The sequence below is a fragment of the Salinivibrio costicola subsp. alcaliphilus genome (assembly GCF_001996185.1).
Classification (GTDB): domain Bacteria; phylum Pseudomonadota; class Gammaproteobacteria; order Enterobacterales; family Vibrionaceae; genus Salinivibrio; species Salinivibrio costicola.
Map to the genome: position 1 here is coordinate 44,030 of NZ_MUFR01000012.1, position 22,416 is coordinate 66,445.

General features: G+C 48.8%; 20 protein-coding genes, 1 other RNA gene and 1 other annotated feature. Of the genes, 10 read left to right on the top strand and 11 right to left on the bottom strand.

The features are described 5' to 3' along the window. The first annotated feature begins 168 nt into the window (after window positions 1-168). From zapA to serA, 5 genes are all read left to right on the top strand, one after another. Window positions 169-474 (top strand): cell division protein ZapA, encoded by a 306-nt coding sequence (zapA, locus tag BZJ21_RS05825; RefSeq protein ID WP_077459802.1) that lies wholly within the window; start codon window positions 169-171, stop codon window positions 472-474. A gap of 3 nt (window positions 475-477) precedes the next feature. Continuing rightward, window positions 478-660: non-coding RNA, 6S RNA (gene ssrS, locus BZJ21_RS05830), on the top strand. Window positions 661-687: 27 nt separating this feature from the next. After that, window positions 688-1,260: a 5-formyltetrahydrofolate cyclo-ligase gene (locus BZJ21_RS05835; protein ID WP_077669339.1), complete on the top strand. Its 573-nt coding sequence runs from the start codon at window positions 688-690 to the stop codon at window positions 1,258-1,260. 115 nt (window positions 1,261-1,375) lie between these two features. Next, window positions 1,376-2,035, top strand: coding sequence for a ribose-5-phosphate isomerase RpiA (rpiA, locus tag BZJ21_RS05840; RefSeq protein WP_077669340.1), 660 nt, complete (start codon window positions 1,376-1,378; stop codon window positions 2,033-2,035). A 353-nt stretch (window positions 2,036-2,388) separates the two neighbouring features. After that, window positions 2,389-3,618, top strand: a complete 1,230-nt coding sequence (serA, locus tag BZJ21_RS05845) for a phosphoglycerate dehydrogenase (protein ID WP_021022120.1) — start codon at window positions 2,389-2,391, stop codon at window positions 3,616-3,618. Window positions 3,619-3,688: 70 nt separating this feature from the next. On the opposite strand, the gene yaaA is transcribed toward serA, so the two are convergent. Both yaaA and BZJ21_RS05855 read right to left on the bottom strand, forming a co-directional pair. Then, window positions 3,689-4,462, bottom strand: a complete 774-nt coding sequence (gene yaaA, locus BZJ21_RS05850; protein WP_077459804.1) for a peroxide stress protein YaaA — start codon at window positions 4,460-4,462, stop codon at window positions 3,689-3,691. A gap of 70 nt (window positions 4,463-4,532) precedes the next feature. Continuing rightward, entirely contained in the window at window positions 4,533-5,957 is a 1,425-nt protein-coding gene (locus BZJ21_RS05855; RefSeq protein ID WP_236719522.1) for an alanine/glycine:cation symporter family protein, read from the bottom strand. A 239-nt stretch (window positions 5,958-6,196) separates the two neighbouring features. Here BZJ21_RS05855 and BZJ21_RS05860 point away from each other — a divergent pair, with 239 nt between their 5' ends. Continuing rightward, window positions 6,197-6,376, top strand: coding sequence for a DUF3545 family protein (locus tag BZJ21_RS05860; protein WP_025674805.1), 180 nt, complete (start codon window positions 6,197-6,199; stop codon window positions 6,374-6,376). A 130-nt stretch (window positions 6,377-6,506) separates the two neighbouring features. Here BZJ21_RS05860 and ung read toward each other — a convergent pair whose 3' ends face one another. Further along, a complete protein-coding gene (gene ung, locus BZJ21_RS05865; RefSeq protein WP_077646680.1) occupies window positions 6,507-7,208 on the bottom strand; it encodes a uracil-DNA glycosylase in 702 nt (233 codons plus the stop codon). A 53-nt stretch (window positions 7,209-7,261) separates the two neighbouring features. Continuing rightward, entirely contained in the window at window positions 7,262-7,387 is a 126-nt protein-coding gene (locus tag BZJ21_RS16800) for a hypothetical protein (RefSeq protein WP_269087434.1), read from the bottom strand. A 473-nt stretch (window positions 7,388-7,860) separates the two neighbouring features. Between BZJ21_RS16800 and grcA the strand changes: the two genes are divergently transcribed. Next, a complete protein-coding gene (gene grcA / locus BZJ21_RS05870; RefSeq protein WP_021022125.1) occupies window positions 7,861-8,238 on the top strand; it encodes an autonomous glycyl radical cofactor GrcA in 378 nt (125 codons plus the stop codon). Window positions 8,239-8,296: 58 nt separating this feature from the next. On the opposite strand, the gene thrC is transcribed toward grcA, so the two are convergent. From thrC to thrA, 3 genes are read right to left on the bottom strand one after another with little or no spacing between them, the layout of a single operon-like run. After that, window positions 8,297-9,583 (bottom strand): threonine synthase, encoded by a 1,287-nt coding sequence (thrC, locus tag BZJ21_RS05875; RefSeq protein ID WP_077459807.1) that lies wholly within the window; start codon window positions 9,581-9,583, stop codon window positions 8,297-8,299. Further along, window positions 9,580-10,539 carry a homoserine kinase gene (thrB, locus tag BZJ21_RS05880; protein ID WP_077576421.1) on the bottom strand — a complete coding sequence of 320 codons (960 nt, stop codon included), beginning with the start codon at window positions 10,537-10,539 and terminating at the stop codon, window positions 9,580-9,582. The genes thrC and thrB overlap by 4 nt, the downstream gene beginning before the upstream one ends. Window positions 10,540-10,541: 2 nt before the next feature. Then, window positions 10,542-13,001: a bifunctional aspartate kinase/homoserine dehydrogenase I gene (gene thrA / locus BZJ21_RS05885; RefSeq protein ID WP_077576420.1), complete on the bottom strand. Its 2,460-nt coding sequence runs from the start codon at window positions 12,999-13,001 to the stop codon at window positions 10,542-10,544. 25 nt (window positions 13,002-13,026) lie between these two features. Continuing rightward, window positions 13,027-13,144: a sequence feature (Thr leader region), on the bottom strand. Between the two features lie 164 nt (window positions 13,145-13,308). Here thrA and aceK point away from each other — a divergent pair. Continuing rightward, window positions 13,309-15,048, top strand: a complete 1,740-nt coding sequence (gene aceK, locus BZJ21_RS05890; RefSeq protein WP_028569570.1) for a bifunctional isocitrate dehydrogenase kinase/phosphatase — start codon at window positions 13,309-13,311, stop codon at window positions 15,046-15,048. 108 nt (window positions 15,049-15,156) lie between these two features. Beyond that, window positions 15,157-15,630 (top strand): hypothetical protein, encoded by a 474-nt coding sequence (locus tag BZJ21_RS05895; RefSeq protein ID WP_198533633.1) that lies wholly within the window; start codon window positions 15,157-15,159, stop codon window positions 15,628-15,630. Window position 15,631: 1 nt separating this feature from the next. Here BZJ21_RS05895 and BZJ21_RS05900 read toward each other — a convergent pair whose 3' ends face one another. Together BZJ21_RS05900 and BZJ21_RS05905 are read right to left on the bottom strand one after the other, a co-directional pair. Beyond that, window positions 15,632-16,114: a putative 4-hydroxy-4-methyl-2-oxoglutarate aldolase gene (locus BZJ21_RS05900; RefSeq protein WP_077669341.1), complete on the bottom strand. Its 483-nt coding sequence runs from the start codon at window positions 16,112-16,114 to the stop codon at window positions 15,632-15,634. A 36-nt stretch (window positions 16,115-16,150) separates the two neighbouring features. After that, window positions 16,151-16,573: a DUF3293 domain-containing protein gene (locus BZJ21_RS05905; protein ID WP_077459812.1), complete on the bottom strand. Its 423-nt coding sequence runs from the start codon at window positions 16,571-16,573 to the stop codon at window positions 16,151-16,153. Between the two features lie 433 nt (window positions 16,574-17,006). On the opposite strand from BZJ21_RS05905, the gene arcA reads away from it, so the two are divergent. Further along, on the top strand, window positions 17,007-17,726 hold the full coding sequence (gene arcA, locus BZJ21_RS05910; protein ID WP_021022133.1) for a two-component system response regulator ArcA: 720 nt from the start codon (window positions 17,007-17,009) through the stop codon (window positions 17,724-17,726). A 91-nt stretch (window positions 17,727-17,817) separates the two neighbouring features. Here arcA and arcB read toward each other — a convergent pair whose 3' ends face one another. Both arcB and BZJ21_RS05920 read right to left on the bottom strand, forming a co-directional pair. After that, complete coding sequence (arcB, locus tag BZJ21_RS05915) at window positions 17,818-20,190, bottom strand: aerobic respiration two-component sensor histidine kinase ArcB (protein ID WP_077576417.1); 2,373 nt, start codon at window positions 20,188-20,190, stop codon at window positions 17,818-17,820. A 9-nt stretch (window positions 20,191-20,199) separates the two neighbouring features. Further along, the gene (locus tag BZJ21_RS05920) at window positions 20,200-21,993 is read right to left on the bottom strand and encodes a diguanylate cyclase domain-containing protein (RefSeq protein ID WP_077669342.1); all 1,794 of its coding nucleotides are present in this window, start codon (window positions 21,991-21,993) and stop codon (window positions 20,200-20,202) included. Between the last annotated feature and the right edge of the window lie 423 nt (window positions 21,994-22,416).

A 22,416-nucleotide genomic window follows, 5' to 3' on the forward strand; every position in this document is an offset into this window, starting at 1 on the left:
GATGATAAAGATCAACCCCTCGGTGTCCATTTTTGTCTAAATTCTCTGCATCACTCGCCAAGGCGGCTTTCGATGTAGTGTATTCGGGAAAATAATTGCTAGAATAGCGCCATTATTCTGTATCTGGCCCTCGACATTGCGGGCCGTATGAGGAGCCAGCTTGGGACTATGAACACACAACCGGTTGAAATTAAAATCCTGGATCGCCTTGTTCGCGTCAATTGTCCGCCTGGACAAGAGCAAGCGCTTAAAGATGCAGCAAACGAGTTCGATCAACGGTTGCATCGGCTGGCAGAGCGCACTAAAGTAACCAATACAGAGCAGCTAATTGCCATTGCCGCTTTGAATGTTTGTCATGAATTAAATGATGCCAAACAAGCGTTGGAGACAGTTGAAGATCAGGTCAAGCAACGGACCGCCCTGATGACTGCCCAACTCGATAAAGCAGTGGCAGTGCAAGGATCGCAAAAATAATCGAATTCCCTGGGGTGTTTGTCAGCGGATCAACGTCCCTGAGCCGATAAGCAAACCGAAGGGTGTGTTGTTATAAGCTACTGAGCAAGCTCGGCTCGTACCGAGAAGCCTACGGTTTATACTACCCACCCGCCTTGAACCAGCGGGTTCAAGGGCCATCGATCCCAACGGCATCCCGGGGCCCTCCTTTACAGGCTAGCATTAAGGACAGTTATGCAGCCCAGACAGCAGATTCGCCAAACCATCCGTCACGCGCGTCGCCAGCTCTCGCTTGAACAGCAAACCGAGGCGGCCCAGCAGGTTGCGGCACGCTTTATGACATTACCTGACGTCGTTCATGCGCAGCGTATCGCCTTATACCTCTCTTTTGACGGTGAGTTGGACACCCAACCGGCAATCAACGCCTGCTGGCAGGCAGGAAAACAGGTTTATTTACCGGTTGTTCATCCGTTCAGTCGCGGCCATTTGCTGTTTTTACAGTACCACCCTCACACGCGCATGCTCCTTAATCGTTATAACATTGCCGAGCCCACTTTAGATATTCGCACCCTAATCCCTAGCTCAAAACTGGACATCATCGCCACGCCATTAGTGGCTTTTGACGCCGACGGCCAGCGCCTAGGCATGGGTGGCGGCTATTATGATCGCACGCTGGGTTTGTGCGCGCCAAATGCGACCGCCATTGGCCTCGCCCATGATTGCCAACGTTGGCATTCATTACCTTGCGAGCAATGGGATATTCCTTTACCCCATATACTGACACCAAGCCAACACTGGCATTGGTGAGCCATCATTTCGCCAACTTAGACGTTGACTCGCATCGATTTCGCGACCCATAGCCTGACGCCACGATTTGGCTTCGCTATAATCACGCCTTATTCCCCGTTACGCAGGAGTTACCATGACCCAGGACGAAAAGAAAAAAGCCACCGGTGAAGCGGCGGTAGAGTATGTTAAACTAGGCAGTATTATTGGCGTTGGCACCGGCTCGACAGTGAATTACTTTATTGATGCCCTTGAGCCAATGAAAGAAAAAATTAAAGGGGCGGTATCAAGCTCAGACGCGTCGACCAAGCGCTTAAAAGCGCTAGGGATTGAAGTCTTTGATGCCAACGAAGTGGGTCACCTCGATATCTATGTTGACGGTGCGGACGAAATCAATAAGCGCAATCATATGATTAAAGGCGGCGGCGCCGCATTGACGCGCGAGAAAATTGTTGCCGCCATTGCCGATAAATTTATCTGTATTATCGATGATACCAAACACGTCGATGTGCTTGGCGAGTTCCCGCTCCCTGTCGAAGTCATCCCAATGGCCCGCTCTTACGTGGCACGAGAGCTTGTCAAGCTGGGCGGTGATCCTTGCTATCGTCAAGGCGTGGTGACTGATAACGGCAATGTTATCCTGGATGTTCATAACCTCAAGATTCAGGATCCTAAAGGTCTCGAAGATACCATTAATGGGATCCCGGGCGTGGTGACTGTAGGCTTATTTGCCAACCGCGGTGCCGATATCGTCCTAACCGGCACCGATTCCGGGGTGAAAAAAGTGGCAGAATAAACGCATAATCCTGCAGATCAACGGCTTATACCCGCCCATTAGCAGCATTAAAAACCAAACGTTTGCGCTCAATGTAATCAATAAGTTAAAAGCACCTTTTTAAAGGTGCTTTTTTTATGGCATAGAACGGATAATTCTTACCCCTTATATGAATTTTTGTTATCTTGGTCACTGTTCTGATACCGGTTCATCGCAGGCCCATGTGCGACTTGGCGTAAAAAGATCAGGCTACTGACCACGTCACCCGTTGCACTGTCTTCACCAGAAATCTAGGGGAAAGGGTGACGATGCCTCCCGGCGTTCAGGCGCAACATTGCGACCCACTATTGTTTCTAAGGAAGAGAACAGCCCACATGTCACACTATTCATTGGACAAGAATAAGATAAAAATTTTACTGCTCGAAGGCGTCCACCCCACAGCCGTTGAATCATTCAAACAAGCGGGTTACACCAATATCGAGTATCACAAAGGCTCACTCACCGGTGAAGACCTTGAAACCGCGATCAAAGACGCGCATTTTGTTGGGTTACGCTCACGTACCCAGCTCACCGAAGCTGTTTTTAAGCAGGCCAAAAAACTGGTGGCTGTCGGATGCTTTTGTATCGGGACCAATCAAGTTGATCTCGATGCCGCCGCGAAACGCGGTATCCCGGTTTTCAACGCGCCTTTCTCAAATACTCGCAGCGTCGCCGAGCTCGTACTGGGTGAAATTTTGTTGCTACTGCGCGGCATTCCTGAGAAAAACGCCAAGGCTCACCGTGGCGAATGGTTAAAATCGGCTGAACGTTCTTACGAGGCGCGCGGCAAAGTGCTTGGGATCATTGGCTATGGCCACATTGGTACTCAGCTCAGTATTTTGGCCGAAAACCTCGGGATGCGAGTCTATTACTATGATGTCGACAACAAGCTTTCACTCGGTAATGCCATTCAAGTTAACTCGCTAACGGAGTTACTGAATCGCAGTGATATTGTTTCTTTGCATGTTCCAGAAACCGCAAGCACACAAAATATGATTGATGCCGACGCGTTCGCACGCATGAAGCCGGGTGCAATCTTTATTAATGCTTCACGAGGGACCGTCGTTGATATTGACGCGCTCTGCGGCGCTTTAGAAAGTCAGCACCTCGCAGGGGCCGCTATCGATGTCTTTCCTGTGGAACCAAAAACCAATAAAGAAGCGTTCAGTTCACCGCTGCAGGCCTTTGATAATGCGTTACTCACGCCACATATTGGCGGCTCGACCCATGAAGCCCAAGAAAATATTGGCCTTGAAGTGGCAGGAAAATTAATCAAATACTCGGACAACGGGTCGACACTATCGTGTGTTAATTTCCCTGAAGTGTCATTGCCTGAGCATCAAGGTCGCTCACGCTTGCTGCACATTCATGCCAACCGCCCGGGTGTGCTCACCAAAATTAATACCACCTTTGCCGATGAGGGCATTAACATTGCCGCTCAGTATCTACAAACGTCGGCACAGATTGGTTATGTGGTCATTGATGTGGAGATGGAGCAAGCGGATAAAGCATTGAAAAAACTCAAAGCCATTGAAGGCACCATACGTGCACGTATCTTACACTGAGATAACGCGCCAGTAGCGTCGATCAAAAAAAGCCCCAAATGGGGCTTTTTTACCACTCACAGTCTTGTCTTTATTGCTCGTCGCGCAGAAATACCAACTCATTACCTTTAGACAGTTCTTCACTGAAGTAGTAACCAGCAACATCAAACCCTTTAATATCTGTCACGGATGTCGCTCGTTGATCAATCAGATAACGCGCCATCATCCCACGGGCTTTTTTCGCGTAGAAACTGATCACCTTGTACTGCCCATTTTTGCAGTCTTTAAAGACGGGCGTGATAATATCACCTGCGAGTTTTTTCTTGTTGACCGCTTTAAAATATTCATTGGAGGCGAGATTGATCAGTAGCGGATTGTCTTGCGTCGCTAACGTCTCGTTGAGTGCATCTGTGATGATATCGCCCCAAAACTGGTACAAGTTATCGCCACGCGGCGTCGCTAACTTGGTGCCCATTTCCAGGCGATAAGGTTGCATCAAATCAAGCGGACGCAATAGGCCATAAAGGCCAGAAAGCATTCGAAAATGCGCTTGTGCCCAGTCAAAGTCCTGCTCTGACATCGAATTTGCATCCAAGCCTGTATAGACATCCCCTTTAAACGCCAAGGCTGCAGGGCGAGCATTGTCAGGTGTAAATGTCGGTGACCACTCAGCAAAGCGTACCGCGTTCAGGCTAGCAATTTTATCACTCACCTTCATCAATGAGCCGATATCGGCAGGCGTCAGTTGACGGCATACCGCTATCAACGCCTCTGAATGCGGAGTGAACTGCGGCTTTGTGTATCGTTCGGTTGGTAACGGTGACTCATAATCCAGCGTTTTTGCCGGAGAAACCACAATCAGCATTTTGCTAACCCCTTTGTTGTCTGTCTATCGCTAAGCCTATCATTCCGGTGCAAAAAAAACACCGTTGCCCCTAGCGCTTAGGAAGCGGCCACGCTTTTTCATCTAATTGGCTATGTAACTCAGGAAACCGGCGACTATCAAACACAGGCACCCGCCCTAACGAACGTTGTGTGTGATAGTCGGCCGCGAGACGTTTCACTATTCCCGACAGCAATAAAATCGCGATCATATTGACGAGCGCCATCATCCCCATGGATGCGTCTGCCAGCGTCCAAACAAGCGGTAGCTCCGCCAATGCACCAAACATGACCATACCTAAAACGAGCGCACGAAAATAAGGGAGTGCCGGACGCCAGCGGCCATTGATAAAAAGTAGATTGGTTTCAGCATACGAGTAATTGGCAATAATCGAGGTGAATGCAAAGAAAAAAATCGCCACGGCAACGAATTGCTCTCCCCACCCCCCAACTTGTGCACTCAGTGCCCGCTGTGTTAATTCAACTCCCGTCACTTCCCCCCCGGGAATATACTCTCCAGACAGAAGAATGATCGCCACAGTTGCGGTACAAATCACCAAAGTATCGACAAAAACCCCGAGCATTTGCACATAGCCTTGAGAGACAGGATGTGGCGGATAAGGCGTCGCTGACGCTGCCGCGTTCGGGGCAGATCCCATCCCGGCCTCATTCGAAAACAAGCCGCGTTTAATCCCTTGGATCATGCCTTGCGCCAAGGTATAACCCAACGCGCCGGATGCCGCCTCATGTAAACCAAACGCGCTTTTTATCACCAGCATAAAGACGGCTGGCACCTGATCAAGGTGCATGATCACCACATACAAGGACAGCGAAAGATATAGCAGCGCCATCACTGGGACGACGACTTCTGCGGTTCGGGCTATCTGTCGCAGACCGCCATAAATAATCAACCCACTGACCAGCACCAACCCTGCGCCTACGTATGCAGGAGGCCAGCCAAACGCCACTTGAGCCGCTTGCGAAATAGAATTGGCTTGGACCGAGTTAAACACCAACCCGAAGGCGAGAATGAGTAAAATAGAAAAAAGGATCCCCATCCAACGCATGCCAAGACCATGCTCCATATAATAAGCCGGCCCACCGCGAAAATAACCGTCGGGATCTTGTACCTTATACACTTGCGCCAAGGTACTTTCGGCAAAGGCCGTTGCCATACCAAGAAATGCCATCAGCCACATCCAAAAAATGGCACCCGGCCCACCTAACGACAATGCCACCGCCACACCGGCCATGTTCCCCGTGCCCACGCGCGCCGCGAGTCCCGTACAAAGGGCTTGAAAAGAGGAAATGCTACCGTGGTCATGGCGGCGGCTATGACGCATAACAGAGAACATATGCGAGAAATGACGAAATTGGATACCGCCCAACGTCAGCGAGAAAAAGATACCTCCGCCAATGAGCACATAAATGAGTACCGAGCCCCAAATCAGATCATTGATAAAAGTGAGTAGGCTCAATTGACTGTCCCTCGTCATATTAAAAAGGAATGATGATATGGCGCGCAATCTTCGCGTGAACGGCTACCGAGGTCAATTTAAACTCGCCGCTGTTGAGTGAATCGTCACTGATTTGGAAAATCAGTGAGCGCAATCTCATAAAAACTTCATCTCACTGCCACAAATGAGAAATAGTTCAATTTTATGTTAGGGGCGAGTGTGGTATCAAAAAACTAACCGCAAGGTGAAAAGAGGTGACTATGGAAAACATTGCCTTTAACGATATGTTTGAGCAAGACCCACCACGGCGCAATGGACGCGCAAAACCAGTCAAACGTAAATGGAGAGAAATTGAAGCGCTGAAAGATAAACAGCGGCTAAAAAAAGAATTGGAAGACATCGATATTTTTGGCGATTTCTCTCAACTGGACCTCGATTAACTCACCCTCAACATAAAATGACTAAAAGGTGCTCAATGAGCACCTTTTTTATCTTCAATCCGACGCGGATCCGTCCGCTTAACGCTCATCTATTCGCTTAGCGTCTATTTATCGACTAGCGCTTCACCGTTCATCCATGCTTATCCGCTGTCTCGTCATCTAAACGCGGTTGCCAATCAATCGGATTGCTTCCCTGCTCGAGCAAATATGCATTGGTTTGTGAAAAGTGTTTACAACCAAAAAAACCACGATGAGCTGAAAGCGGTGAGGGATGAGGCGCCGTCAATACATGGTGGCGATCACGGTCAATGGCTTTGCCTTTTTTTTGTGCATGTGCCCCCCACAGTAAAAAAACAACGCCTTCGCGTTGCGAATTCACCGCATCGATCACGCGATCAGTCAATGTTTCCCAACCTAACTTAGCATGTGAATGCGCTTTACCCTGCTCCACGGTCAGCACCGTATTGAGAAGTAACACACCCTGCTGCGCCCAACTTTGTAAGTAACCGTGCGAGGGGATCTTAAAACCGTCAATGTCGGTCGCAAGCTCTTTATAAATATTGACCAATGAAGGCGGTGTTTTTACCCCTGGCCGTACCGAAAAGCTCAGTCCATGTGCTTGGTTCGGTCCGTGATAGGGATCTTGACCCAAGATCACCACCTTTACATCACCAAGCTCGGTGAATCGAAAAGCATTAAACACATCGTCTTTGGGGGGAAAGATCGGAACGCCCTTGGCTCTTTCACCGTCGACATACGCTAAGGTATCGCGAAAATACGCGTGTTGTTTTTCCTCGGCCAGCACCTGCTGCCACGTTTGCGCCTGAGTCATGGTTGCTCCTTATCATCACACCGGCGCTATTTTAACGAGGCAGCCGCTTAAAATCAGTGGGGAGTCCGATCTTTTGTTCGCTCGGTGTGGGCGTGATAGTGACGCTGGCAGCGGCCTTGAACCGCACGGTTTGGCGTTGGCAAGCTAGTACGGGGCATGGTCGTGATTGGCTGAGTCATAAGTCGCTCCTTATCTCGCTACAAAGGTGTCGCCTCTTTATTAAGGCCATATTGCTTATGAAAGATTAATGCCAACCTTTTTATTCTATATTAATCATATAGTTAAACTCAGTCTCCCGACTGACATCTACGTAGTTGCGCACCGATAGTGCAATGCTGCCCCCTTATCGCACACCGACAGAGCCCAGATAGAGCCTGTGAGTGTGCACAAGAGCGCATAAAAACTTTCATTTGTAATAAAATAACAACATAGAAAGATTGTTTAATACGAATAGGTTTTTATTGCACTTAAATACGTGCTACATAACTGAAATAAATGAACTTATGTTGATGCAAGATAAATACCCGCCCCCTAAAAATGGTCATAAGTTGACCTAAATCAATATATATACATCGAAAAAGGCGTATACATAAGGGCTAAAAATGATGAAATCTTACATCATTAAAGTCACTATCAATAAAGGGGATAGGCCATGATCACCGGCATTCAAGTAACCTCAGCGGCCAATGATGACCTTATCAATTCTATCTGGTTGATCAATAAAGACGCAGACCAAGCTCGTTGTGTTTGTGCAAAGCAGGGCTTTGAAGCAGACCAAGAAGTTGCTTTGTCTTCTTTGGGTGAGTTTGACTATCGCGAAGTCGAAATCGAAACCCAAGCCGTTAACGAAGGCGGCCAGCATCTCAACGTTAATGTACTGAAGCGCGAAACGTTGGAAGATGCCGCCAAGCATCCAGAGAAATATCCGCAACTGACCATTCGCGTATCAGGGTATGCCGTCCGTTTTAACTCGCTAACACCTGAGCAGCAACGTGATGTGATTACTCGCACCTTTACTAGCTCGCTATAAACAAAGGTCGAATACACCCAATAAAAAGCCCGCTACGTAGAGAGCGGGCTTTTTTTTATTACGCGTTTGCCAATCGAAGTAAATACGCCCTTAAAGCGGTAAAATCAGCGTCTTGCTCGCTAGATAACAGTGCCATCTGCGCATGCTTGGCTAACGGACCGGGCAAGGGAATATCTTTTTCTAAAATGGCATCAACCGACTCTTTAAACTTCGCCGGATGAGCGGTACATAAAAAGATCCCTTCTTCCCCATCTTCAAGTTGCTGCTCAAGTAACCGGTAAGCAATTGCCCCATGAGGTTCACATAAATAGCCGGCTTGAGCCAACGCGCGTAAGCTCTCTGCCGTTTCTTCATCGTCTGCCCACCCAGAGGCGAGCTCAGCTAACGGCCATTGCTGACGGCGGAACAGCTCTTCAATACGGGGCCAATTATTCGGCTGACTCACATCCATCGCATTTGACAAGGTTGCCACGGTTTGATGCGGTGCCCACTGACCGGATTGCAAATAACGCGGTACCGTGTCATTGGCATTGGTTCCGGCAATAAACCGTTTAATCGGTAACCCCATCGCTTTGGCCAGTAACCCGGCCGTCAGGTTGCCAAAGTTACCACTCGGCACGGCCATGACCAATTGATCGCGTTTGTGCTTGGGCACTTGGGCGACCGCTTCAAAGTAGTAACAGATTTGTGCCATCAAACGGCTGATATTGATCGAATTCGCCGAGTTAAGCCCTATCGTCTGTCGCAGTTCGTTATCATCAAAGGCTTGTTTGACGAGGCTTTGGCAGTCATCAAAGTCGCCATTAATGGCGACGGTATGGATATTGCCGCCAAGGGTACAAAAGAGCTTTTCCTGCAGTGGGCTGATTTTGCCTTTTGGGTATAAGATCACCACATCAATATTGTCGATCCCATAAAAGGCGTGAGCAACCGCGGCCCCTGTATCCCCGGACGTTGCAGTCAAGATAGTGATCTTTTTACCATCAGACACCGCTGCAATTGACTGCGCCATAAAACGGCCGCCGAAGTCTTTAAACGCCAATGTCGGCCCATGAAAAAGCTCGAGCGCATGAATATGTTCGCCCACTTGCTTAAGCGGAGCGTCAAAATTAAACGCTTCGCTGACCAGCTCACGCACATGACTTTTGGGCAACTCCTCGCCAATCAGTGCCGACAAGATCTCGGTACTGCGCTCAACCAATGGCATGGCAAGCAGTGCATCCATGTCATCAAACTGTGGCAAAGCATCGGGAAAGAACAGCCCTTGTCCACGCCCTAACCCTTGCTGAACCGCTTGAGAAAACGAAACGACTTCGCTGTGATCTTTTATGTTGTAAAGCTTCATGCATGACTTCCTATTGCTTTTGCGCCTTGTCCATCAATGCGACATACATGAACAAAGCCATCGTTATTTTGTACATACTGCTCACGCAGCCATTGCGCCAAACGTTCAGCAACCTGTTGATCGTCACAGACACTAAACAGGGTGGGTCCTGAGCCGGATATTCCCGTAGCCAATGCCCCACAGTTTGCCGCGTGCGCCCGTGCTTCAGCAAAACCAGGGAGTAATTTTTGTCGGTAAGGTTCAGCAATCACATCACATATTAAACTGGCCGCCAGTTTAGGTTGTTGGGTGTGACACGCATGAATAAAACCACCGAGATAACGGCCGTGTGCGATCACATCCTGACGGCGATATTGCGCGGGTAAAATAGTACGGGCCTCTGCCGTCGATACCTTGATACCAGGATAGGCCATGACCCAATACCAGTTTTCAAAGTGCGGCACCGCTTGACTGATCACGCCTTGGCTTTCGAGCATGAGCTGTAACCCACCGAGGTAACAGGGCGCGACATTATCATAATGAAGGCTGCCTGAAATCGATGCCTCCATCTCTCCCATTAGCGCCAGCATGGTGGTTTCATCTAACGCATGATCGTGAAAGCGGTTTAACGCATCCAAAGCGGCCACAATCGAACAGGCGCTAGATCCCAGCCCCGACCCGATCGGCATATTCTTTTCCAATACCATAGCGACAGGTTTGACAGGCTGATTATTCGCCTGCAAGGCTGCGGCGTATGCCAAGTAAGCTTTGTACACAATGTTATCTTGCTCATCCGACGGTAACTTATCGGTAAAGCGGCCTTGGCAGCGCAATGAAAAAGGCGTTTTTCCCCCATCAGCTACTTCAACCACATCGCCAAGTAAACTGCCGTCGATAGGGCTAACTGCGGCACCCAACACATCAAAGCCAACACTGACATTACCAATCGATGCTGGCGCATAAACACGTACCGCCATGGTTATACTCCCAATTTCCAGCCGAGTGTTCTCATCAGATCCGCAAACACCCCCGCCGCCGTTACGGCAGTACCTGCGCCGTAACCGCGCAGAACTAACGGAATTGGCTGATAGTAGCGGCTGTAGAATGCCAATGCGTTTTCACCGTCTTTGATTTTATTCATTGGATCATCACTGGCGACAGCTTGAATTTTCACAAAGCACTGGCCGTTCTCAATCCCACCAATATAACGCAATACTTTCCCTTCTTGCGCAGCCTGCTCCGACCATTGCTTAAAATAAGCATCCGCCTCAGGAAGCCGAGCCATAAAGCTGTCGACGTCACCGGATTGATCAAAGCCTGGCGGTAAGGCCGGCTCCACGTTGACGTCATCGAGTTCAAGCTCCATGCCAGCCTCTCGAGCTAAGATAAGAAGCTTGCGCGCCACGTCCATCCCGGACAAGTCATCCCGTGGATCCGGTTCGGTAAAGCCGTTTTCTCGCGCCACGTTGGTAGCTTCACTAAAACTTGCCCCTTCATCTAGTTTGCCAAAGATGTGAGACAGTGAACCGGATAAAATACCGGAAAACCGTGACAGTTCATCCCCGGCTGCAATCAGGTTTTGCAAGTTTTCGATCACAGGTAAGCCAGCACCAACCGTGGTCTCGTACATAAACTTACGGTGGGTTGCACGCGCCGCCTGACGTAGCTGGTGATAATACGCAAGGCTACTGGTATTGGCTTTTTTGTTCGGCGTGATCACATGGAACCCCGCCTGTAAAAACGCCGTATATTGGTCAGCGACTTGTTGGCTCGAGGTGCAGTCGATCAGCACTGGGTTAATAATGTGATTACGCTGCACTAACTGGATCATGCCGGCCAAACTGAAGTCGGAAAGATGATTGGGTAAATCATCGCGCCAGGTATCCAGATCAATGCCTTGGCTGTTCAGCCACATGCCCTTGCTATTGGCCAACCCACACACACGCATCACAATCCCTTGCTGACGAAGCTTGGCCTGCTGACGACGAATTTGCTCGATGAGCTCGCCGCCGACCCCACCGACCCCAACAATGAAGACATCCAAATGGTGCTGGCTATTAAATAAGTTTTCGTGACAGGCTTTGACCGCCTCGGATACCCGCTCTGAGGGAACAACAGCCGAAATTGCACGCTCTGATGAGCCTTGAGCGATGGCAACAATATTGACATTCACTTCCGCCAGAGAGGTGAAAAAGCGCGATGCGACCCCTTTTGATGTGCGCATACCATCACCCACCAAGGAAACAATTGAAAGATCATCGATAAACTCAACCGGCTCGAGCAAGCCGTCTTTCAACTCGAGCTCAAAGTGGATACTCAGTGCTTTTTCTGCTTTGGTTTTATCTTGGTTTTGAATACAAAAGCTAATGCTGTACTCAGAGGATGATTGAGTGATAAGAACAACCGATACCCCAGCCGACGACATGGCGCCAAACACACGTGATGCCATCCCCACCATCCCTTTCATGCCCGGACCTGACAGGTTCACCATGCTCAAGTCACTTAAGGTTGTGATCCCTTTAATTGGCAGCTTATCCTCGCCACTATCATCACCAATGAGGGTGCCTGCACCTTGCGGGTTGGCGGTATTTTTGATGAGGCAAGGAATATGGAACCGGGCAATCGGCGCAATGGTTTTAGGGTGGAGAACTTTGGCCCCAAAATAAGACAGCTCCATCGCCTCTTGGTAGCTCAGTGATTTTAGCAAGCGTGCATCAGGCACTAGACGCGGATCACAGTTGTAAACGCCATCAACATCAGTCCAGATCTCACAACATTGGGCGCGCACACACGCAGCCAGCACAGCAGCCGAGTAATCAGAGCCATTTCGCCCTAACGTAACCAGCTCACCGTTTTCATTTCCGGCCATAAAGCCTGGCATCAGCCCGATATGTTGCGCCGGGATCGGAGATTGTTTAAATCGCTGCGATGACGCTTCGATATCCACTTCGGCACTTAAATAACTGCCCGACGCAGCAAAATAATTAACGGGGTCAATATCAAACACGGCATAGCCACGAGCTTCTAAGAGCGCATGCATTGCCGCTACCGATAAACGCTCCCCTTTGCTTACCACGCGCGCATAGGTGCTATCGGGACACAAACCGAGCAGGCTCATGCCGTGCACATATTGACGAAGCTGTCCGAGACTACGGGTTAATTTGTCAAATAGAGGCTGAGTTTCAAGGTTAGGTTGACACTCGGCAAGCCCATGAAAAAGATCGGTAAAAAGGCTTTCTAACTCTTTAAGTGGCAGCTCTGCCTCACCATGTTTGACCGTGTTGTCGACCACTGAGACCAAAATATTGGTGACTTTAGCAGGCGCGGACAAAACCGCAGAGACATCACTTTGTCCTTGATTACTCAGAATAATATCGGCAGCGCGGCTAAATCGTTCGGCATTGGCCAACGATGTACCACCAAATTTTAAAACTCGCATCCTTTTGGGACCTCTCTCTTTAAGATAAAAAAAAGCCCGTACCTGGGAAGGTACGGGCTTTTTTTGGAAATTCTGTGCGTATCAGCCCGCACCAACACAAAGTGTGCCAGTAATAATGGTGGTTGTGGTGGTCAAGGTGCTGATCGTTAGTTGCATGTGTGTTGCGTTTATCATTTATTTTGTTGAGTTCCCCTTAGGTGTATCGAATCATGCTGCCAAGGTCAACAAAAAAGTGATGCCGATTGCTTTTTCAGCAAAACTCTGCGAGCTTGAACCGAGGGAAAAACGTTCACGGAAAGGAGCGAAAATGACACAGGACGCCATGGCGCAGCTGGTTGCAAACACCATCTTACAAGGCTCGGATGCCATGTACGGTCGCTTTCTTGATGTGACATCGGGCGCACAAGAACGCTTTGAACAACAAGATTGGCAAAGTGTGCAGCTTGCACTTAAAACGCGTATTCAATTTTATGACCACCATGTTGGCTTAGTCAGCCAACAGCTCCGCGCGATGCTTGGGAAAGAACACGCCACTCGCTCGTTTTTGATGGCGGTAAAAGCGGCCTATATCCGGTTGCTCGATGATTACCCGCGCTACGATATCGCTGAGAGTTTTTTTAACTCTGTCTACTGCCGGATCTTTGAGCATCGGAATATTCGTCGTGACAAATTGTTTGTGCAAAGCGCTCAAGGGGGACGGATTCCTAAGTACCCCACGCCACTACTTCGGCGGTTTCAATCTCAAGCAGGCATTTATGCCACGCTAGAACGAATGCTAGATAGCACACCGTTTACCCTACCTTGGCGAGATAAAACCGGTGATCTTAAGCGAATAACCCAAATCCTGCAGGCGCGCTTTGGCCCCCAGCTCACAATGAGCTTCACCCTTGAGATGGTCCGTCAGCCATTTTTCCGTAATAAAGGCGCGTATCTAATTGGCAGGCTCGATATGGCCAATCAACGCCGACCGCTGGTATTACCGCTCGCGATTTCTGATCACGGTGAGCTCTATATTGATGCCTGCATTACCGACAGTGATGACGTCAGTATCGTATTCGGCTTCGCTCGCTCCTACTTTATGGTTTACGCTCCGGTACCTGCCGCTTTAGTCGACTTTCTCAATCAGCTCATGCCCAATAAAACGCCCGCAGAGCTCTACACCGCCATCGGATGTCAAAAGCATGGTAAGACAGAGTTATACCGTGAGTTTCTTCATCACCTGGAAAACTCAGACGATTTATTTGATATCGCCCCCGGCGTAAAAGGCATGGTGATGTCTGTATTCACCCTCCCCTCATACGGGTTTGTGTTTAAAATCATCAAAGATAAGTTCGCACCGCAAAAACAAATGACCCATGCCCAAGTGCGGGAGAAATACCGGCTGGTCAAAGAGCATGACCGTGTTGGTCGTATGGCCGACACCCAAGAATACCGTCATTTTATTTTCCCTCGCGATCGGTTTAGTGACGCATTAATCGACGAACTGCTCGCGGTGGCGCCGTCTTGCATCACGGTGACCGACAGCGAAGTACGGATTCGCCACCTATACATGGAGCGGCGAATGATCCCACTTAATATCTATTTAGAGCAAGCGGCACCCGAGGCGATTTCCCAGGCGGTACAAGAATATGGCGATGCATTAAAAGAACTGGCCGCCGCCAATATCTTTGCCGGCGATATGCTGTTTAAAAACTTTGGTGTCAGTCGCCACAACCGGGTGATTTTTTATGATTACGATGAAATCGCGTATTTAACCGAGGTTAACTTCCGCCGTATTCCTCCGCCGCGTTACCCTGAAGACGAATTAGCGGCTGAGCCATGGTACAGCGTGGGAGAGAACGATGTATTCCCCGAGGAATTTCGTACCTTTTTACTGGTTAACCGAACGGTGGCAAAAGAGTTTGATCGTCTTCATCCTGAGCTATTTGAGGCGGCCTATTGGCAACAACTGCAACGTCAAGTGAAAGCGGGGCATTTTCACGATGTACGCCCATACAACGATGAAAACCGCCTGAGTCATACACAGATGGCAATAAAACCAGCTTGATCGTCACAGATCATGGGCTACAAAACGTTTTTTTGTCTACACTCACGATAGCGAACAAACAAGAACCCACCGAGCTCAGCGTTAATCAAAAGCTAAGAGGCAAAGGATGTGAGCGTAAAACAACTAGGATGGTTGGCCCTCGCCCTACACGTCGTGGCGACACCCGCGTGGGCTGAAAAACTAACGTGGAACACCGCACCTGAATTGGCGTCAGAGCATTTTTTTATTCAGTCTATTCCCTCGGCGAGCCAAGGCTTTGACAGTTGGACGGTCCAATCAGGCTATCGCTATCCACTACAGAATGTCTCTGTCTACATAGGAACACAGTTAAAAAGCGAGACTGCGCAATCGACCAGCGCGCATGGTTTACTCAGCGGCATTGATTATCATTTTACCGACAAGCTACGTGTGTCGAGCCAGATTAGCCATGACAATGATAACGCCTTAATTGATCAATGGGGCGTCAGCAGTCGCTACCAATTTAGCGACGCTTTTGGCGTCAATGCCGGACTAGATGTTGAGTTTGATGCCGACGCCGCCCCCGAATCTATCTATCAACTCGGGGTAGGGCTAAGTTTTTGATTCACGTGTTTAGCGGCTTGGTGCACACGATCACACCATTTTGGTCTGCATACAGATAATCCCCCACTGTCAGGGTGATCCCCGCAAGCGTAATCGCCACATCAACCTCACCTTGATCGTATTTGTGCGTTTTAATTGGACACACCCCCAGTGCTTTTATGCCCAGCGGTAAGGTGGATAAGGTGGCCGCATCACGCACGGGCCCGGCAATCACAATCCCCGCCCAATGGTTATCGACCGCACTTTGTCCAATTAAGTCGCCTAACAAAGCTCTATCCATGGCACCTGAACCGTCAACGACCAACACCTGCCCATCACCGGGCGACGCCAATAACGCCTTCACTTTCGAGTTATCGCGATAGCAACGCACCGTTCGCACTCGACCTTCAAAGCCACGTTTTGCCCCATAGTCAAACCATTGCATCGGAACCCATTGCACCGCGTCAGGGTGTTGGTCACATAAGTCAGGCAGTTTATCGTCCATGATATCTTTCTCCTCATTATTAATAGGGTGACTCGTTTACGTCTTTGCCGCCACCAACAAGGAAGAAAAACGCACGTTAAGTGATTGTGGCGTAAAGTCTGTCATTAAGGCAGGCAACAACCATAATGTATCGTTTTCAACCCAGTAAATCGCGTTTTGCTCCCAAGTTTTCGCCAAGGCCACGGCATCCGATGACGCAATCGCGACCGCAAAACCAGGTTCAAACCAACTTCCATCCGGTGCGCCACCATTCATCGGCCAATAACGGAGACCGGCCTGCGTCATCGCCTTGGCAAGCCGCTCATTACGTAAGTAATTCTCATTGTCAGATAAAGGTTGGCTGCGTGGATTAAATGCGGTAAGAATAGCAAATGCAGCCGCATCGGGCGCTTGAGGGGCATGAAAAGCGATCGATTGGTAAGTTTTCCACAAATCTTGCTGCGTATTTTGATCACACATTATTTACATCCATTGGCTACTAATACTATGCTTAATTACTAATTATGCGCGATTATTCATGAAGTTAAACGGATAGTTGGTACTAACTGACACGTAACATGCTTTTGATTGGGGTCAATAAAGGATGAAAAAAATCATCAACCTTCATCCTAATATATTGTTAGCGTGCTGTTAAATGAATACAATTGGCGATAATTAATGGATAGCACAGTGATCGGCTTGGCGTTGAATCAAGTCCGCCATGCCCCGTCTCAAGCTGGAACACACGGTGCGTTGTCTAGCATCGACGAACACTTCTCTATGGATGGCGTGCCATATGTTAGTTGCGAGGTTCGCGGTAGACATTCCTCGCATTTTGTAAATTTTTTTCACAGGCTAGTCGGTCTAGACTGTGGAATATAACCGGATTCTATTTAGATATTAGGTATCGCCAATGCAAACCCCGCAAATTCTGATTGTAGAAGACGAACAGGTCACACGTAACACGCTGAAAAGTATCTTTGAAGCCGAAGGTTACAATGTGTTTGAAGCCAGCGATGGCGACGAAATGCATCAAATCCTGTCAAACCACCACGTTCACCTTGTGATCATGGATATCAACCTGCCTGGTAAAAATGGCCTACTCCTGGCGCGTGAACTGCGTGAACAAGGGGATATGGCACTGATGTTCCTGACCGGGCGAGATAACGAAGTTGATAAAATCCTTGGGTTGGAGATCGGTGCAGATGATTATATCACCAAACCGTTTAATCCCCGTGAACTGACTATCCGTGCCCGTAACCTGCTCACGCGTGCGTTAAGCAGTGTGAACGGGAGTGAAGAGAAACGTAATGTTGACGTTTATACCTTCAATGGTTGGACGTTAGATATTAACAGCCGTTCACTGATCAATCCTGAGGGAGAAACCTTCAAACTGCCTCGCTCTGAGTTCCGTGCATTGCTTCACTTTTGTGAAAATCCTGGCAAGATCCAGACCCGTGCTGAACTGCTGAAGAAAATGACCGGCCGCGATCTGAAACCGCATGATCGTACGGTTGATGTCACCATTCGCCGGATCCGCAAGCACTTTGAATCGCACAGCGACACACCTGAGATTATTGCCACCATTCACGGTGAAGGCTATCGCTTCTGCGGCGAGATTGAAGAGCAGTAAGTGTCAACGCTAAGCCGATAGTCGGTGAAAACTGCCGTTTGTACAGGCAAAAGGCGCCCAATCTAAGGCGCCTTTTTTTGATCTTATCAAGTTAACGGTGAGTGTCGCTTTGCTCATCTAACCAGGCTTTTAATACCGCTAAATCGTGCGGGTAACCCGCTTTTATTTCATCGATCCAATCAGCAATGTTTTCCCACCATGCCGGTAAATCAGGCGACTGAGCTTTTTGCGCGACTTTTTGGATATGTTTTAACCCCACCGACCCCGCGGCGCCTTTAATTTTATGGGCTTCTGAAACAATGCCGTCTTGATCGCGTGCGGTCATGTTCGAGTCTAAGATCGCGATATAGTCTGGCATGGTTGCTTCAAACATTTCGATACTTTGACGTACAGGCTTAATTCCCACCAGCTCGACGTATCCGGTGAGCATGTCCATATCCAATAAGCGCTCAGCTTGCTCATTCGCCACTGGCCGCGCCGCTTGCGTCTGAGGTTCAGATTCAGCAGTCTGCGCGGATACCGCCTCGCCGGCCAAAGCATGATGCGAAATCACGTGATTGAGGGCTGAGACACTAATGGGTTTACTGATAGCATCGTCCATACCTTGCGTTAAGTAGCTATTTTTATCGTTGATCACATTGGCTGTCAGAGCAACCAAGGGCGGTAAATGCGCGTGATGCTGTCGCCATGTCGCGGCGACATCAAACCCGGTCATATCCGGTAACTGAATGTCGAGTAAGACGAGATCAAACGCGCCAGGCACAAAAGCATCAAGCGCGGCTTGCCCGTCGCGAGCAACGGTGACGTCATGACCCAGGCTTTCAAGCAAGCTGGTGGCGACGGTGATATTCAGCTCAATGTCTTCGACAAGCAAAATACGTAACGCATTGTTTATCAGCGCAGGGGAAGGCATCTGTTCTTCATTGGGTTCACTCAGTGGCACACTCACCGTAAGTGTAAACGTACTGCCTTGACCTTCTTCACTGTCGAGGCTGATATCGCCACCCATCAAACGCGCCAGTTTACGCGAAACGGCTAAGCCAATCCCAGTGCCCACGGCATGCAGGTTTTCACCGGCTTGTTTTACCTGATAGTACATTGCAAAGATCTTATCTTGCTCATCCGCAGGGATCCCAATACCACTGTCTTCAACATCAAAACACAGATGAGCAGTATCGTGATCAACCTCAGCACTGACCGTGATAATCACACAACCTTGCTTGGTAAACTTGACCGCATTCCCCACCAGGTTCCAAAGAATTTGCCGTAAACGGGTCGCATCCACTGCAACGTACTCGGGCAAGTCCGTGACCCGCTCGAGTTCAAAACGTAGACCTTTTTGCTCCGCCATCAATGTCGATATATTATCAATCTCGGTCACAAACTCGCGCAGATCGATGCTGGTAGGATGCAATGACAAACGTTTTCGATCGGATTTATCTAAATCGATAATGTCATTAAAAATGTTACCTAGCGTGATGGCACTAACGTAAATGGTGCGTAAGTAATTACGCTGTTTATCGTCTAATTGAGAGTCGAGCAGTATTTGACTGAGCCCCACAATGCCATTCAACGGGGTACGAAGTTCATGACTAATGGTCGAAATAAACGCTGTCTTTTCTCGACTCGCTTTTTCTAGCGCGTCTTGGTAACGCTTACGCTCGGTGATTTCGCGTCCAAAGCCGAGTAATCCTAGATGTCGCCCGTCTCGTGAAAAGAAAGGAACTTTTCGCAACTCAAAATAGGCTTTTCGACCATCTTGATATTCCAGCCATTGTTCATAGGTAATCGAGACATTGGCATCAAAAACTTGCTGATCCGTTTCAACCACTTTTTCAGCAATATCTTCACGATAAACATCCCAAGGCGTCATGCCCTTTAGGGTTTTCTCATCGTAACCGGTGAGCTCTTCCATTGCGCGATTGCAACCGGAAAACTGGCCCTGGGCATTGCGGTAATAAATTAAATCGGGCGAGGCATCGATAAATGATCGCAGTAACGCGGTTTGCTCAGCCAATTCTAACTGGGCTTTTTCACGCTGATAAACTTCATTTTCCAGATCTTTAATCGCCTGTTGCCGCGCTTCCTCAGCTTTTTCTCTTTCTTCTATCTCTAAGTTGAGCTGCTCAATGTTCTCGGTTAATTGACGGTTTAAACGCATATCGCGCGCGCGCATTTCTTCAAGTTTTGAGACGAGCTTGGATAAACGTTGACGAGACTCTTCCAGTTGATCCACCACCACTGATAAAAAATAGACCGCCCAGGGAGTGATGATCAGACCAAAAAATACAGAACGAATAATGTCGATATTCTGGACCGTGCCTTCAAGCACCAGCGTGATGCCCACTTGCACCACAACCGCCAGCGCTACTAAGGCTAAGGCGAGCAGCATGCTAAAGCGCACAATCCCGAGTTTAACCAGTAAATCGACATAATATTGTGCGAGGACTTTAAGTTGTTTCATAAAGGATGATTAACCGCTAGATTCTAGGTAAGTCGATTCGGCGACCGAGGCGCGTCGAGGGCTTGATCCGTGTGGTGTCGGCATGCCTTTCACTACACTCACTTGATTTCGACCGTTGCGTTTAGCTTGATATAAAGCGCGATCCGCTTGCTGGATTAAATCACCGTAATCACCATCCGCGGAGGGTGTCACACAAGCAACGCCAAGGCTGATAGTAATTTTACCGGTAATCACTGCCTGATGATGGGCAATGTCTGCCGATAGCACCCGCTCGCGTGCAGTCTCGGCAACCTGGATAGCGCCGTTCAGTTCGGTTTGCGGCAATACAATGGCAAACTCTTCGCCGCCATAACGCGCCACCACATCAAGCGGCCGGTGAACGGCTGAGGTCAACGCGTTTGCCACTTTTTGTAACGCCCAGTCACCTTGTTGATGACCATAGTGATCATTGTACAGTTTAAAATGATCGATATCACAGAGGATAAAGGCAAGTGGCGTGCCTTCACGCGCTTGTGAACGCCACAGTTTGCTCAGCTGTTCATCTAAACTACGTCGATTCGCCACTTGGGTGAGGCTGTCGACAAAACTGAGTGCTTGCAAAGCCATAATGGCGTCGGCAAGCTGCTGTTGCGTGTCTTTTCTTTCGGTAATATCCCGTGCCATCAGCAAAATGGCAGGATCGCCCGTCACCGGATCTTGAATGCGTGATTTTGCCACCTCATACCAGGTTTGCTCGCCTAACTGACCAAGAATGACATCCTCATAAGTCATGGTTTCACCCGTATCCAATACTTGTTGATCACGCTGTCGGTGTTGTTCGAAGATATCAGGATCAACCACTTTCTGCGCAGGGGCGTTTTCCAACGCCTCAATCGTCGTGCCTAATGCATCAGCATAAGCTTGGTTGCAAGCCAAGTGATAGTAGTCTTGGTCATAGATCCCAATCGGATCGATACTCGACTTAAAAATCGCACTGAGTAAATGACTGCGTTGCTCTAAGACCTGCTCAACGGATTGGCGCTGTTGCGCTTCTTTTTGTAATCGCTCTTGCATCTGGTGCCAGTTGGTCACATCGTGGCTGATACACAAGGTACCAATGATTGCCTGTTTATCATTTTTAAGTGCGGTAATATTGGTCTCTAATAAACAGCTTTCATCATTGTGTTGTGTCGCCCATGTCCGTTCAGTTTGAGGCTGCGTCAGCGGCTGATCCGCTTGCCAAACAATGGCCTCTTGCTCACGGCCTTGCCAAAAACGATCAAATGCCGCATTGGTACCGACCACATTCCCTTCCACATCTTGAAAGCACACCAACTCCTCCAGCGAGTTAATCACGCTCAAGAGTACGCCTTGCTCTTGCTCATGAAGCTGCCAATGGGTGCGCTGATCCGTCGATGATAAGGAGACAACCCATGCTCGCTTTCCTCGACAACGAATCGGTAACCCCGATAACTGCACGTTGACACGCACCCGATTCGCCCCCGGCGCTCGGACTTTCGCATCAACATGAGAAAAAGGTTGCGGCCAGGGCTGTGCTAGGATGAATGCCTGAACGGCTTGCTGCTGTCGCGGGGTAGCGGTTTTAAATTGCTGTTGGCTATCGACCAGTGAAAAGGTGTCTACGCATGCAGCATTGGCATATAAAATGTCGCCCTGTTCGGCAGTCACAATGGCATGCGGCGTTTCCAAGCTGGCCATGTAAACCTGCCAGTCAGATAGCGCCACTGTCTCTTGACGCGCTCGCCATCCGTAACCCAGCACGCCACCGGCCAATAAAACAAGCAAAAAAATAAAAAACGCCATGCCGCTCCTGTGCCCTTGTCCCTAATGTGTTCTATCCAGTTTTCACTCGCATCGTATTCTGCCACACATTACATTGGGGGCGTAATTACCCTGTTCACAGCTTTATAAATATCATCTGTTATTTTATTACATCAATCTGTAGTGATTTTCGCTATGAAAGTGGACGCATAAAACGCACCCTTCTCTATTTGTTGTTAAAATTAGAATATCTACTCAAATTATGCCTTTATTTAATAATTATTTAACTAAAAAGCATAATTGCGAATAGCTATTATTCCCTGATTATCCGCATTAAAATCACGCTAAATCATAACCTTAAATCGTCGTTTTTTACATTTTTATATGCATAAAGGTTGCATACAAAAATTTGACCTTTGCGGGGTTTCCCGTTAATTTGGAAGGTCGCTGAGTCGTGTTTTCCCC